General features: G+C 72.3%; 11 protein-coding genes. 6 read left to right on the top strand and 5 right to left on the bottom strand.

All coding sequences use genetic code 11. From position 1 onward, the window contains the following. Positions 1-82: 82 nt before the first annotated feature. Together ACFWP3_RS28045 and ACFWP3_RS28040 are read right to left on the bottom strand one after the other, a co-directional pair. Entirely contained in the window at positions 83-1,153 is a 1,071-nt protein-coding gene (locus ACFWP3_RS28045; RefSeq protein WP_384226329.1) for a hypothetical protein, read from the bottom strand. After that, on the bottom strand, positions 1,150-1,683 hold the full coding sequence (locus ACFWP3_RS28040; RefSeq protein ID WP_384226326.1) for a SigE family RNA polymerase sigma factor: 534 nt from the start codon (positions 1,681-1,683) through the stop codon (positions 1,150-1,152). Before ACFWP3_RS28040 ends, ACFWP3_RS28045 begins: the two co-directional genes overlap by 4 nt. A gap of 165 nt (positions 1,684-1,848) precedes the next feature. Between ACFWP3_RS28040 and ACFWP3_RS28035 the strand changes: the two genes are divergently transcribed. Beyond that, positions 1,849-3,507: an amidohydrolase gene (locus ACFWP3_RS28035; RefSeq protein ID WP_384226324.1), complete on the top strand. Its 1,659-nt coding sequence runs from the start codon at positions 1,849-1,851 to the stop codon at positions 3,505-3,507. Here the strand turns inward: ACFWP3_RS28035 and ACFWP3_RS28030 are convergent. The 3 genes from ACFWP3_RS28030 to ACFWP3_RS28020 form a co-directional block, all read right to left on the bottom strand. Beyond that, the gene (locus ACFWP3_RS28030; RefSeq protein WP_384226321.1) at positions 3,504-4,391 is read right to left on the bottom strand and encodes a phosphatase PAP2 family protein; all 888 of its coding nucleotides are present in this window, start codon (positions 4,389-4,391) and stop codon (positions 3,504-3,506) included. The genes ACFWP3_RS28035 and ACFWP3_RS28030 overlap by 4 nt on opposite strands. 74 nt (positions 4,392-4,465) lie before the next feature. After that, positions 4,466-5,506: a LacI family DNA-binding transcriptional regulator gene (locus ACFWP3_RS28025; protein ID WP_384226319.1), complete on the bottom strand. Its 1,041-nt coding sequence runs from the start codon at positions 5,504-5,506 to the stop codon at positions 4,466-4,468. A gap of 26 nt (positions 5,507-5,532) precedes the next feature. Then, on the bottom strand, positions 5,533-7,170 hold the full coding sequence (locus ACFWP3_RS28020; protein WP_384226316.1) for a glycoside hydrolase family 13 protein: 1,638 nt from the start codon (positions 7,168-7,170) through the stop codon (positions 5,533-5,535). 221 nt (positions 7,171-7,391) lie between these two features. Here ACFWP3_RS28020 and ACFWP3_RS28015 point away from each other — a divergent pair, with 221 nt between their 5' ends. Genes ACFWP3_RS28015 through ACFWP3_RS27995 form a run of 5 tightly spaced genes read left to right on the top strand, consistent with a single transcriptional unit; the run spans position 7,392 to position 13,290 of the window. Continuing rightward, positions 7,392-8,666 (top strand): extracellular solute-binding protein, encoded by a 1,275-nt coding sequence (locus ACFWP3_RS28015; RefSeq protein ID WP_384226314.1) that lies wholly within the window; start codon positions 7,392-7,394, stop codon positions 8,664-8,666. Positions 8,667-8,673: 7 nt separating this feature from the next. Next, positions 8,674-9,702 carry a carbohydrate ABC transporter permease gene (locus ACFWP3_RS28010; protein WP_384226310.1) on the top strand — a complete coding sequence of 343 codons (1,029 nt, stop codon included), beginning with the start codon at positions 8,674-8,676 and terminating at the stop codon, positions 9,700-9,702. Positions 9,703-9,704: 2 nt separating this feature from the next. Continuing rightward, on the top strand, positions 9,705-10,631 hold the full coding sequence (locus ACFWP3_RS28005) for a sugar ABC transporter permease (RefSeq protein WP_384226388.1): 927 nt from the start codon (positions 9,705-9,707) through the stop codon (positions 10,629-10,631). A gap of 50 nt (positions 10,632-10,681) precedes the next feature. Next, positions 10,682-12,271: a glycoside hydrolase family 13 protein gene (locus tag ACFWP3_RS28000; protein ID WP_384226308.1), complete on the top strand. Its 1,590-nt coding sequence runs from the start codon at positions 10,682-10,684 to the stop codon at positions 12,269-12,271. After that, positions 12,259-13,290, top strand: coding sequence for a LacI family DNA-binding transcriptional regulator (locus ACFWP3_RS27995; protein ID WP_384226306.1), 1,032 nt, complete (start codon positions 12,259-12,261; stop codon positions 13,288-13,290). Before ACFWP3_RS28000 ends, ACFWP3_RS27995 begins: the two co-directional genes overlap by 13 nt. The last annotated feature ends 132 nt before the right edge of the window (positions 13,291-13,422 follow it).

Below are 13,422 nucleotides of genomic sequence, written 5' to 3'. Positions count from 1 at the left end.
GCCCCGGCCGCGCGGCTCCGCGCGGGGCCCCGCCGCCGACCCCTGTACGGCGGCGGGCCCCCACACACCCTGGTCCCGCGGGCTACGGGATGGTCTTCTCGTGCCGCCTGTCCTGGTCGGAGTCGTAGACCTGCCTGCCCTGGGCGTCGTAGCCCTTGATCCGCGGCGACTTGCTCACCGGCACCTGCAGGACGCCGGTGGCCGCGAACCAGCCGCGGTCGACGGCGGCTTCGGACGTGCTGCCGCCGTAGCTGACGGTGACCCGGGTGACCCCGGGGTCGACGGTGCCGATGCTGCCCCAGCGGAAGGGCAGCTTCCAGGGGCCTTCGCTGCTCATCCGCTGGAGGTAGAGCTTGCCCGCGTTCATGTCGGGGACGACCGGCCCGTCCTCGGGGTCCGCGTCCGAGCCGCCCATCGAGATGTTCGAGCCGCTCGCCTGGCCGTCCTTGACGGAGCAGATGATCCGGGTCGGCACGGGAGCGTCCCGGACGGCCACGATGTACCGGCCGTCGCCCGGGGAGTTGTCGTTGCCGGTGCTGCGCTGCGCGAGCAGGATCCGGTACTGGGCGGCCTCGCCCAGCTTCGCCGGCGGGGACCCCGGGGCATCCGCGCCCGGCGCCCCGGGGCCCAGGCACAGCCGCAGCCCCGCCGCGGCCTCCTCCATGGTGATGCCGTCGGCGAGCTGCCCGGGGGTCGCGGGAGCGGCCGGCCCGGCGGGCGGCCGGGCCGTCGGCGGCGCGCTCGCCGTCGGCCCGCCGCCGGCCACCAGCACGCGGTCCGCCGGACCGCCGCCGCCGCCGTCCGTGCCGTCGCCGGCGAACGCGAGGGCCGTGGCCGGTACGACGGCCAGCGCGATCAGGGCCGCACCCGCCACCGCCAGCCTGCGCCGCCGCTCGGCGCGGCCCTGCCGGACGATCGCCGGATACGGCACGGCGGCGGGCCGCACGGCGGCCGCGTCCCGGGCCATCCACTCCCGCAGATCCACCTCGAAGACACCCGGCCCGTCGTACCCCTCGTGTCCCTTGCGCCCCTCGTGTCCCTTGTGCCCGTCCGGCCCCTCATGTCCGTCCGGCCCGTCGGTCCGGTTCCGCCCGTCCCGCTCGCCGCGCGGCCCCTGCCGCCCGTCCCGCCTGTCGTCGTCTCGCCCGTTCACCGGAGCGCCCCCTGCTGCTTCTCGTTCGTCGTCGTGATCCGGCCCAGCCCGGGCCAGGCGCGCAGTTTCGCCAGGGCCTTCGACGCCTGGCTCTTGACGGTGCCGGGGGAACACCCCAGGACATCGGCCGTCTCGGCTTCGGAGAGGTCCTCCCAGTACCGCATGACCACGACCGCCCGCTGCCGGGCGGGCAGTTGGGCCAGCGCCGCCATCAGCACGTTGCGCTCGTCGGCCCGGGCCACGGCGTTGTCCCGCACCGAAGTGTCCGGCACGATGTCCGTCAGCCGCTCCGCGACCCGGCGCTTGCGGAACCGGTCGCTGTTGCACGTGACCAGCATCCGGCGCACGTACGCCTCCGGACTGTCCATGCGCGACACGCGCCGCCACGACCGGTACGCCTTCGCGAGCGCGCTCTGGGTCACGTCCTCCGCATCGTGCGGATCGCCGGTCAGCAGATACGCGGTCCGCACCAGATGACTCCAGCGCGCGGCCACGAACGCCTGGAACTGAGCTTCTTGCTCGGCCTGCATCGGCACCCCCTTCGCCCCCTTGACCACCGCCCGCCCGGATTCGGTTGCCCGGCGGCGAAGAGAATTTCAGGCACGATGAGCCAAGGCGCCACCCCCGCCACCCGCCACCCCTGTCCCGCCCCGCCATCCGCCCCGCCGTCCAGCCCGCCCCCCGAAGGAGCAGACGTGCCCGCTGCCGACACCGTCCTCACCGGAGCCCGCGTCCGCACCCTCGACCCCGCCCGCCCCGAGGCCGAGGCCCGTGCCGTCGCCGTCCGGGGCGGGCTGATCGCAGCCGTCGGCGACGAGGCCGACGTACGGGACTGGCGCGGCCCCGGCACCGAGGTGATCGACCTCGGCGGCGCCACCCTCACCCCCGGCCTGACCGACGCCCACAGCCACCCCGTCTGGGGCATCGAGATGGCCACCGGCACCGACCTCTCCGCCGTACGCGACATCGACCGGCTGCGGGCCGTGCTGCGGACCGCCGAGCGCAGCAGGGGCTGGGTCGTCGGCCACGGACTCGACCACAACGCCTTCGGCGGACAGCCCGTCGACCGGGCCCTGATCGAGGACGTCCTGGACGGCGCCCCCGCCTTCCTGCGCCTCTACGACGGCCACTCCGCGCTCGCCACCGGCCCGGCCCTGGCCGCCGCCGGCATCACCGGCCCCCGCACCTTCGCCCAGCGCTCCGCCATCGTCTGCGACGCGGCCGGGCGCCCCACCGGGCACCTCGTCGAGCACGCCGCGATGGAGCTGGTCGGAGCTCTGGTCCCGGGGCCCGCCCCCGCCGAACGCCGCAGCCGCCTCGTCGCCCTCCTCCGGTCCATGGCCGCCACCGGACTGACCGGCGCCCACGTCATGGACCTCGGCGACGGAGACGTGCCGGCCCTCCTGTCGACCGTCGAGTACGAGGGCGACCTGCCCCTGCGGCTGCGCCTGGCCCCCTGGTGCATGCCGGGCGCGGACGACGCGGAACTCGCCCGGCTGACCGGGCTCCAGGGCCTGGCCGGCCGGCACTGGCGGGTCGGCGGCGTGAAGTTCTTCATGGACGGCACCGTCGAGGGCGGCACCGCCTGGCTGGAGCACGCCGACTGCCACGGCCAGGGCACCGACGCCTTCTGGCCCGACCCGCAGGCCTACGCCCGCGCCGTACGGGTCCTCGACGCGGCCGGGGTGCGCACCGCGACCCACGCCATCGGCGACGCGGCGGTCCGCCACGTCCTCGACACGGTCGCCGCGCTCGGCGGACAGGCCCGCATGCGGCACCGGATCGAGCACATCGAGACCGTCCCCGACGACCAGCTGAAGCGGTTCGCGGAGCTCGGGGTGATCGCCTCGATGCAGCCGCCGCACGCCGCGTACACCCGCGCCGACCACACCGACGAGTGGTCCAGGCGGCTGGGGGAGGAGCGGGCCGGGCGCGCCTGGCGCTGCCGGGACCTGCGGGACGCGGGAGCGGTCCTCGCGCTCGGCTCCGACTGGCCCATCGCCCACTACGACGCCCGCCGGGTCCTCGTGGCCGCCCGCGCCCCGCTCGGCGCGGCCTCGGCCGGACCGGCCCTGACCGGGCTGATGGCCCTGGAGGGCATGACCTCACACGCGGCGCTCGCGGCCGGGGAGGAGCGGATGGCGGGCCGGATCGCGGCCGGGCTGCGGGCGGATCTGACGGCGTTCGCGCTCGACCCGGTCACGGCGGGGGTGGACGAGCTGGCCGAGGCCCCGGTCCGCCTGACGATGTCCGGCGGGCGCGTCACGCACCGGGAGGAGGGGGCCGGAGCATCCGGGGGTGGGGCCGGAGGATCCGGGGGTGGGGCCGGAGGATCCGGGGGCGGGGACCGCTAGCCCCGGAAACGGTTCAGCAGCGCCGTCGCCGGGTGCGGGCCCGCGTACTGGGGGTGGCGCGGCAGCCGGTGCGGGAGCGAGCGGAACCAGGCCGCCGAGACGGTGTAGCCGAAGGCCAGGCAGAGCAAGCCGCCCACGGCGTCGAGCCAGAAGTGGTTGGCGGTGGCCACGATCACGACGAGGGTCGCCGCCGGGTAGAGCAGGCCCAGGATCCGGGCCCAGGGGGCGGAGGCGACCGCGAAGATCGTCAGCCCGCACCAGAGCGACCACCCTATGTGCATGGACGGCATCGCCGCGTACTGGTTCGACATGTGCTTGAGGTTCCCGGAGGCCATGGAGCCCCAGGTGTGGTGGACCAGCACGGTGTCGATGAAGTTCTGCCCGTTCATCAGCCGGGGCGGCGCGAGCGGGTACAGGTAGTACCCGACCAGGGCCACGCCCGTGGTGGCGAAGAGGACGAGGCGGGTGGCGGCATACCGCCCGGGATGGAAACGGTAGATCCACACGAGCACGCCGATGGTCACGATGAAGTGGAGCGTGGCGTAGTAGTAGTTCATGCCCACGATCAGCCACGTCACGGAGTTCACCGCGTGGTTGACCGTCTGCTCGACGGCGATGCCCAGGCTCCGCTCGGCGTTCCAGATCCAGTCGGCGTTCGCGAGCGCGGCCGCCTTCTGCTCGGGCACCGCGTTGCGGATCAGCGAGTAGGTCCAGTAGCTGACGGCGATCAGCAGGATCTCGAACCAGATCCGCGGGCGGCGAGGGCTGCGCAGCCGGGTGAGCAGGGTGCGCTCGGACCCCGACCGGACCTCACTCTCGGTCACCAGGGGTGGTGACGAGACGTCCGCTCGGGTTTCCAGTGTCTTCACGCTCGCTTCACCCATGGGGAGAGAGTCTGCCAGATGCGATCTCGCCTCCGATCATCCCTCGGGACGGTCTTCGGCGCCTGCGCTCCGACCTACGGACGACTCCGGCCCCGCGCCTGCCCGGGGCCGGAGGCCGTGGAGCCCCGGACCACCAGCTCGGGCAGGAAGACGAATTCGCTGTGCGGGGCCGGCGTACCGCCGATCTCCTCCAGCAGGGTCCGGACCGCCGCCTGCCCCATGGCCTGCACCGGCTGCCGGATGGTGGTGAGCGGCGGATCGGTGAACGCTATGAGCGGGGAGTCGTCGAAGCCGACGACCGACACGTCCTGCGGCACCCGCAGCCCCCGCTGCCGGGCGGCGCGGATCGCGCCGAGCGCCATCATGTCGCTCGCGCACACCACCGCCGTGCAGCCCCGCGAGATCAGTGCGGTCGCGGCCGCCTGGCCGCCCTCCAGCGTGTACAGGGAGTGCTGGATCAGCTCTTCGGTCTCGGCCTCGTCGAGCCCGAGCCGCTCCTTCATCCCGAGCCGGAAGCCCTCGATCTTGCGGACCACCGGCACGAAGCGCTTGGGCCCGACGGCCAGCCCGATCCGGGTGTGCCCCAGCGCCGTCAGGTGGGTGACCGCGAGCTGCATCGCCGCACGGTCGTCGGGGGAGACGAAGGGCGCCTGCACCTTGTCGGAGAACCCGTTGATGAGGACGTACGGGACGCCCTGGCCGCGCAGTTGGTCGTAGCGGCCCATGTCGGCGGTGGTGTCGGCGTGCAGGCCGGAGACGAAGATGATGCCGGAGACCCCGCGGTCGACGAGCATCTCGGTCAGCTCGTCCTCGGTGGATCCGCCGGGCGTCTGCGTGGCCAGTACGGGCGTGTACCCCTGCCGGGTCAGCGCCTGGCCGATGACCTGGGCGAGCGCCGGGAAGATGGGGTTGTCCAGCTCGGGCGTTATCAGGCCGACGAGCCCCGCGCTGCGCTGGCGCAGCCGTACGGGCCGTTCGTAGCCGAGCACGTCGAGCGCGGCGAGTACGGATTCACGGGTGCCCGCGGCCACACCGGGCTTGCCGTTGAGCACGCGGCTGACTGTGGCTTCGCTGACCCCCGCTTGGGCTGCGATGTCGGCTAGCCGTGCGGTCACGGGATTGGACTGTACCGGTCGCACGTTCAGATTGCCCACCACGTGCACGAGTCCGGTGGCAGCAGCACGGTGCGGCCGTCCGTCTCGACGGGCGCGCTGGACAGTACGGGACGTCCGGGCGCGGGCAGTTCGACGGCGGCGGGCCGGCCGTTGAGGGTGCAGGCGAAGCCGGGCCGGGTGAAGAGGAGCACGCCCTCGGGCGCGGGCAGCCAGCTCAGCGGGCCCGCGTCCGGGGAGCCGAGCCCGGGCAGGGCCCGGCGCAGTTCGAGGGCGGCGCGGTACAGCTCGAGGGTGGAGTGCGGGTCGCCGGTCTGCGCGGCGACGCTCAGGCCGCCCCAGCCGGCGGGCTGCGGCAGCCAGGCGCCGGCCGGTCCGAAGCCGTACGGGGCCTGGTCGCCGGACCACGGGATGGGCACCCGGCAGCCGTCGCGCAGCCCGTCCTGCCCCTCGGTGCGCAGGAAGGCCGGGTCCTGGCGGACCTCGTCGGGGAGGTCGGCCACCTCGGGCAGGCCGAGCTCCTCGCCCTGGTAGACGTACGCCGACCCGGGCAGGGCCAGCATCAGCAGGGCGGCGGCCCGCGCGCGGCCCAGGCTGCCGTAGCGGGTGCGGTGGCGTACGACGTCGTGGTTGGACAGCACCCAGGTGGTGGGCGCGCCGACCGAGGCGGTGGCGGCCAGGGACTCGTCGATGACGGTCCGCATGGCGGTGGTGTCCCACGGGCAGTTCAGGAAGCGGAAGTTGAAGGCCTGGTGCAGTTCGTCGGGGCGGACGTAGAGGGCGAGTCGCTCGGAGGTGGGCGCCCAGGCCTCGGCGACGCCGATGCGGGGGCTGGGGGCACCTCCCGGCCGGAGGCCGGCGGAGTAGGAGTCGAGGAGGCGGCGCCAGGAGCGGTGGATCTCGTGGACCCCGTCCTGGTCGAAGAAGGGGAGCGGCTGCGTACCGATGAGGGTGGCCTGCGCGCCGTGGCCGATGTCGGGCAGGCCGGCGGCCTTGACCATGCCGTGGGCCACGTCCACGCGGAAGCCGTCGACGCCGAGATCCAGCCAGAAGCGCAGCACGGAGGCGAACTCGGCGGCGACCTCGGGATGGCCCCAGTCCAGGTCGGGCTGCTCGGGGGCGAAGAGGTGCAGGTACCAGGAGCCGTCCTCGACGCGGGTCCAGGCGGGGCCGCCGAAGACGGACTCCCAGTCGTTGGGCGGCTCGGTGCCGCCGGGCCCGCGGCCGGGGTGGAAGTGGTAGCGCGCCCGGGCCCGCGGGTCCCCGGCGCGGGCCGCCCGGAACCAGGCGTGCTGCTCGGAGGTGTGGTTCGGCACCACGTCCACGATGATTCGCAGCCCGAGCGCGTGCGCGGCCCGTACGAGGTCGTCGGCGTCGGACAGGTCGCCGAAGAGGGGGTCGACGGCCCGGTAGTCGGCGACGTCGTAGCCGCCGTCGGCCTGCGGGGAGACGTAGAAGGGGGTGAGCCACACGGCGTCGACCCCCAGCCGGGCCAGGTGCGGGAGCCGCTCGCGGACCCCGCGCAGGTCCCCGATGCCGTCGCCGTCGCTGTCGGCGAAGGACCTCACGTACACCTGGTAGATGACGGCATCACGCCACCAGCCGGTGCTCGCGTCGGTGTTGCTGGAAGCGCTTGCAAGCTGGACGGCCGTCAACTCATGGGTCATATCGGGGTCAACGCGAGCACACGCCCCCTGGTTGCGGGCCGGGGCGGGCGAAGGTGCCCCGGACTACCAGCAAGCTGCGGCAACCGTACGGACACACGGATGTAACGATCAGCCCGTCTTGCAGAAAATTGCCGCAAGCCCTTTCGGTCTTCTTTCAGCCTTGTTACGTTCCTGGCAACTCGGGACGCGAGGGCGCGGCCGGGATCATCGAAGGAGTTCATATGCGGCGTGGCATAGCGGCCACCGCGCTGGTCGCGGCCCTGGCGCTCGCGGCGACGGCTTGCGGTGGTGACACCAAGGACGACAGCGGCGAGACGAAGGCCGGTGGCGAACTGTCCGGCACCGTCACCTGGTGGGACACGTCGAACGACGCCGAGAAGGCCAGCTTCCAGAAGATCGCCGAGGCGTTCACCGCGAAGCACCCGAAGGTGACCGTCAAGTACGTAAACGTTCCCTACGGCGACGCGCAGAACAAGGTCAAGAACGCCTTCAGCAGCGGCTCCGACGCCCCCGACGTGATCCGCGCCGACGTCGGCTGGGTCGCCGACTTCGCCTCGCTGGGCTACCTCGACGAGGTCCCCGCCGAGACGGCGAAGAAGGTCGACGCCGAGTTCCTCCCGCAGGCCGCGGCCAGCGGCAAGTACGAGGGCAAGACCTACGCGGTCCCGCAGGTCATCGACACCCTCGGCCTCTTCTACAACAAGAAGATGCTCGCCGACGCCGGCGTCCAGCCCCCCAAGACGCTCGAGGAGCTGAAGACGGCCGCCGCGGCCATCAAGGCGAAGACCGGCAAGGCCGGCCTCTACCTGCGCGGCGACGACTCCTACTGGTTCCTCCCGCTGATCTACGGCGAGGGCGGCGACCTCGTCGACGCGAAGAACAAGACGGTCACCGTCGACAACGCGGCCGGCGTCAAGGCCTTCAAGACCGCCCGCGAGCTGGTCACCTCGGGCGCGGCGGTCACCAACGCCACCGACGGCTGGACCAACATGCAGACGGCCTTCAAGTCCGGCGAGGCCGCCATGATGATCAACGGCCCGTGGGCCGTCGCCGACACCTACGCCGGCGATCAGTTCAAGGACAAGGCCAACCTCGGCGTCGCCGCCGTCCCGGCCGGCTCGGTCAAGGCGGGCGCCCCGCAGGGCGGCCACGACCTCGGCGTCTACGCCGGTTCGAAGAACCGCGACGCCGCCCACGCCTTCGTCGAGTACATGACCTCGCAGGAGGTCCAGGTGCAGTCGGCCAAGGAGCTCAGCCTGCTCCCCACCCGCACCGCCGCCTACGAGCAGCCCGACGTGAAGAGCAGCGAGATGGTGCAGTTCTTCAAGCCGGCCGTGGACAAGGCCGTCGAGCGCGCCTGGATCCCGGAGAACGGCTCCCTCTTCGAGCCGCTGAAGGTCGAATACACCAAGGCGATCACCGGAGCGTCGAGCCCCGAGGACGCCGCCAAGGCGGCCGGCGCCGAGTTCCGCAAGATCCTCAAGGGTTGGAAGTAACGACAAGATGGCTGCTCACACCAGCCAGTCGGTGGCGAAGGCCGCGGGTGACGACGTCGAGAACGACGTCGCCGCCCGCGGCCGGAGCCGCAGGACTGACAGCGGGAACAGAGGCGGACTGAGGCGCGCCCTCGCCACCCACTGGTACGCCTGGGCGATGATCGCCCCGGTGGTGCTCGTCCTCGGCGTGATCATCGGCTGGCCGCTGATCCGGGGCATCTACCTGTCGCTGACCGACGCCAACGAGCGCAACGTCTCGCGCACCATCGGCGCCCGGCACATCGAAGCCACGTACGAGTTCGTCGGACTCGACAACTACGCGGCCGTGCTCAGCGACCCGGTGTTCCTGCAGCGGCTGGTGTGGACGGTGGTGTGGACCGTCGCGTGCGTGTCGATCACCTTCACGCTCGGCCTGGTCCTGGCCAACATGCTCAACCGGAACTTCCGGGGCCGCGCCGCCTACCGGATGGCGCTCATCCTGCCCTGGGCCGTCCCCGGCTTCGTCTCCGTCTTCGCCTGGCGGTTCCTCTTCAACCGCGACAACGGCATCCTCAACAAGATCCTCGACGGTGGCGGCATCGCCGCCATCCCGTGGCTCGACGACCCGACCTGGGCCAAGTTCTCGGTCGTCGCCGTCAACGTCTGGCTCGGCGTCCCCTTCATGATGGTCGCCCTGCTCGGCGGACTGCAGTCCATCCCCGGCGAGCTCTACGAGGCCGCCGAGATGGACGGCGCGAGCGCCTGGCAGCGGTTCCGGCACATCACCCTGCCCGGCCTGCGCGCGGTGAGCATGACGGTGATCCTGCTCTCCACCATCTGGACCTTCAACATGTTCCCGGTGATCTTCCTGCTCACCCGGGGCGGACCGGGTGACTCCACCGAGATCCTGGTGACCCAGGCCTTCCGCGAGGCGTTCGTCGCGAGCCCGCGCGACTTCGCCGGCTCCGCCACCTGGGGCGTACTGATCCTCGCCCTGCTCATGATCTTCGCGCTGGTCTACCGGCGCTCGCTGCGCAAGCAGGGAGAGGTGTGGTGACCATGTCCCCTGCGGACACCGCCCGTAAGGACGCCGCCCGTACGAACACCGCCGGCACGGGCACGGCCCGTACGGGCACGGCTCGTACGGCCACCGCCCGCGGCCGGGGCAGCCGCTCCCCGCTCGCCTCCTTCGGCCTGCACGCCACCCTCCTCGTGGCGTCCGTCATCGCCGTCTTCCCGGTGCTGTGGATCCTGCTGACCTCGCTCAAGCCGGCCGAACAGGCCATCAGCACGGACTTCGTCAAGGAACCGACCCTCGGCAACTACACGTACCTGCTCGAGCAGAGCCACTTCCTCAGCTGGTTCGCGAACTCGGTGCTGGTCGCCGGCGTCACCACCGTCCTCGGCGTGTTCATCGCCGCCACCACCGGATACGCGGTCAGCCGCTTCAAGTTCCCCGGCATGAAGCCGCTGATGTGGACCCTGCTCATCACGCAGATGTTCCCGATGGCCATCCTCATCGTCCCGCTCTACAACCTCATGGGCGACCTCGGCCTGCTCAACCAGCCCGTCGGCCTGATCATCACCTACCTCACCATCGCCGTGCCGTTCTGCGCGTGGATGATGAAGGGCTTCTTCGACACCATCCCGGTGGAGATCGACGAATCCGGCCGCGTCGACGGACTCAACCCCTTCGGCACCTTCTGGCGGCTGATCCTGCCGCTCGCCAAGCCCGGCCTCGCCGTCACCGGCTTCTACGCCTTCATCACCGCATGGGGCGAAGTCGCGTACGCCTCCGCCTTCATGGTCGGCGAGGAGAACCTCACCCTGGCCGGCGGACTGCAGACCTTCGTCACCCAGTACACCTCCAACTGGGGTGCGATGAGCGCCGCCTCGGTCCTCATCGCCATCCCCGCGGCGATCTTCTTCGTTTTCGCCCAGCGTCACCTCGTCGCCGGGATGACGGCAGGCGCCACCAAGGGCTGACCACCCTGCCTGCCCCCTCTCACCCCCGGCCCGATCTCTCCAAGGACGACATGACCCAGCACCTCGCCGACGCACTTCCCACCTCCACCGGCACCCAGCCCGGCTGGTGGAGAGAAGCGGTGATCTACCAGGTCTATCCGCGCAGCTTCGCCGACTCCAACGGAGACGGCATGGGGGACCTCGAAGGCATCCGCAGCCGCCTGCCCTACCTCAAGGAACTGGGCGTCGACGCCGTCTGGCTGAGCCCCTTCTACGCCTCCCCGCAGGCCGACGCGGGCTACGACGTCGCCGACTACCGCGCCATCGACCCGATGTTCGGCACCCTGCACGACGCCGACGCCGTCATCCGCGAGGCCCACGCCCTGGACCTGCGCATCATCGTGGACCTCGTCCCCAACCACTGCTCCGACCAGCACGAATGGTTCAAGCAGGCCCTGCGCGAAGGCCCCGGCACCCCGCTGCGCGAGCGCTTCCACTTCCGCCCCGGCCAGGGGGAGTCCGGGGAACTGCCGCCCAACGACTGGGAGTCCATCTTCGGCGGCCCGGCCTGGACCCGCGTCGCCGACGGCGAGTGGTACCTGCATCTCTTCGCCCCCGAACAGCCCGACTTCAACTGGGAACACCCCGCCGTACAGGACGAGTTCCGCTCCATCCTGCGCTTCTGGCTCGACCTCGGCGCCGACGGCTTCCGCATCGACGTCGCCCACGGCCTCGTCAAGGCCCCCGGCCTGCCCGACCTCGGCCGCGACGAGCAGCTCAAGCTGCTCGGCAACCAGGTGCTGCCCTTCTTCGACCAGGACGGCGTCCACGAGATCTACCGCTCCTGGCGCCGCGTCCTCGACGAGTACGCGGGCGACCGCATCGGCGTCGCCGAGGCATGGACCCCGAGCGCCGACCGCACCGCGCTCTACCTGCGCCCCGACGAACTGCACCAGGCCTTCAACTTCCACTACCTGAGCACCGGCTGGGACGCGGACGCGCTGCGCGCCGCCATCGACGACTCGCTCGACTCGATGCGGCCCGTCGGCGCCCCGACGACGTGGGTGCTGTCCAACCACGACGTCGTACGCCACCGCACCCGCTTCGGCAGCCTGGACCGGGCCCGGGCCGCCGCCCTGCTGATGCTGGCCCTGCCCGGGTCGGCGTACGTCTACCAGGGCGAGGAGCTGGGCCTGCCGGAGGTGACGGACCTGCCCGACGAGGTGCGCCAGGACCCCTCCTTCTTCAAGGCGAACGGCCAGGACGGGCTGCGCGACGGCTGCCGGGTGCCGATCCCGTGGTCCGGCGACCAGGCCCCGTACGGCTTCGGCAGCGGAGGCAGCTGGCTGCCGCAGCCGGCCGAGTGGGCCGGCCTGAGCGTCGAGGCGCAGACCGGCGACCCGCAGTCCACGCTGGAGCTGTACCGGGCGGCGCTGCGGATCCGCCGCGAGCACGCGGACCTGGGCGCGGGCGACGCCGTGGAGTGGCTGGCCGCCCCGGAGGGCGTGCTGGCGTTCCGGCGCGGAGGGTTCGTGTGCACGGTCAACACGGGGGGCGAAGCCGTACGGCTGCCCGCACCGGGCGAGGTGCTCCTCGCGAGCGGCGAGCTCGCCGACCGCGATGTCCTGCCCGCCGACACCGCGGTGTGGTGGCAGGGGTGACTTCCCCGCTGCGGCTGACGGACATCGCCGCACAGGCCCAGGTCAGCGAGGCGACCGTCAGCCGTGTGCTCAACGGCAAGTCGGGCGTGGCGGCCGGCACCCGGCACAAGGTGCTGGCCGCGCTCGACCTGCTGGGCTACGAGCGGCCGGTGCGGCTCAAGCGGCGCAGCAACGGCTTGGTGGGACTGCTGATCCCGGAGCTGACCAACCCCATCTTCCCGGCGTTCGCACAGGTCATCGAGCAGGCGCTGGCCGGGCACGGGTACACGCCGGTGCTGTGCACGCAGACGCCGGGCGGGGCCACCGAGGACGAGCTGGTGGAGCAGCTGGAGGAACGCGGGGTCACGGGCATCGTGTTCCTGTCGGGCCTGCACGCGGACACCCACGCCGACCCGTCGCGCTACCAGCGCCTCGCGGCGCGCGGCACGCCGTTCGTCCTGATCAACGGCTTCAACGAGCAGGTGAACGCGCCGTTCATCTCCCCGGACGACCGGGCCGCGGCCGATATGGCGGTGCGGCACCTGGAGGACCTGGGGCACCGGCGGATCGGCCTGGCGATCGGGCCGACGCGGTACGTGCCGTCGGCCCGCAAGGAGCAGGGCTTCGTGGCCGCCTGCCCGTCCGCGGAGTCGGAGGGCCTGATCCAGCGCACCCTGTTCACGGTCGAGGGCGGCCACGCGGCCGGCGGCGCCCTGCTGGACCGGGGCTGCACGGGGGTGGTGTGCGGGAGCGACCCGATGGCGCTCGGCGTCATACGGGCGGCGCGCGAGCGGGGGCTGCGGGTGCCGGAGGACGTGTCGGTGGTCGGCTTCGACGACTCCCCGCTGATCGCCTTCACCGACCCGCCGCTGACGACGGTCCGCCAGCCGGTCCGCGCGATGGCGACGGCAGCGGTCGGAGCCCTCCTGGAGGCGGTGGCCGGCACCCCGGTCCAGCGCACGGAGTACGTCTTCCAGCCGGAGCTGGTGGTAAGGGGCTCCACGGGACAGGCACCGGGGGAGGGGTGGAGCGGGGCCTGATTCCGGCTGATCGGGATCAGGGAGGGTTTGGGGGCTTCCCGCCGGTCCTTGTCTTTCCGGGTCGGGCCGCCCTGTCAAGGGCGCTCCTTCGTCGCGTCGCTTCGCGATGGCCTCCGGCCACCCTTGACAGAC

Source organism: Streptomyces sp. NPDC058525, from assembly GCF_042719495.1.
Classification (GTDB): Bacteria; Actinomycetota; Actinomycetes; order Streptomycetales; family Streptomycetaceae; genus Streptomyces.
Note: the sequence above shows the minus strand (reverse complement) of the source record. Positions and strands in the feature narration are given on the sequence as shown.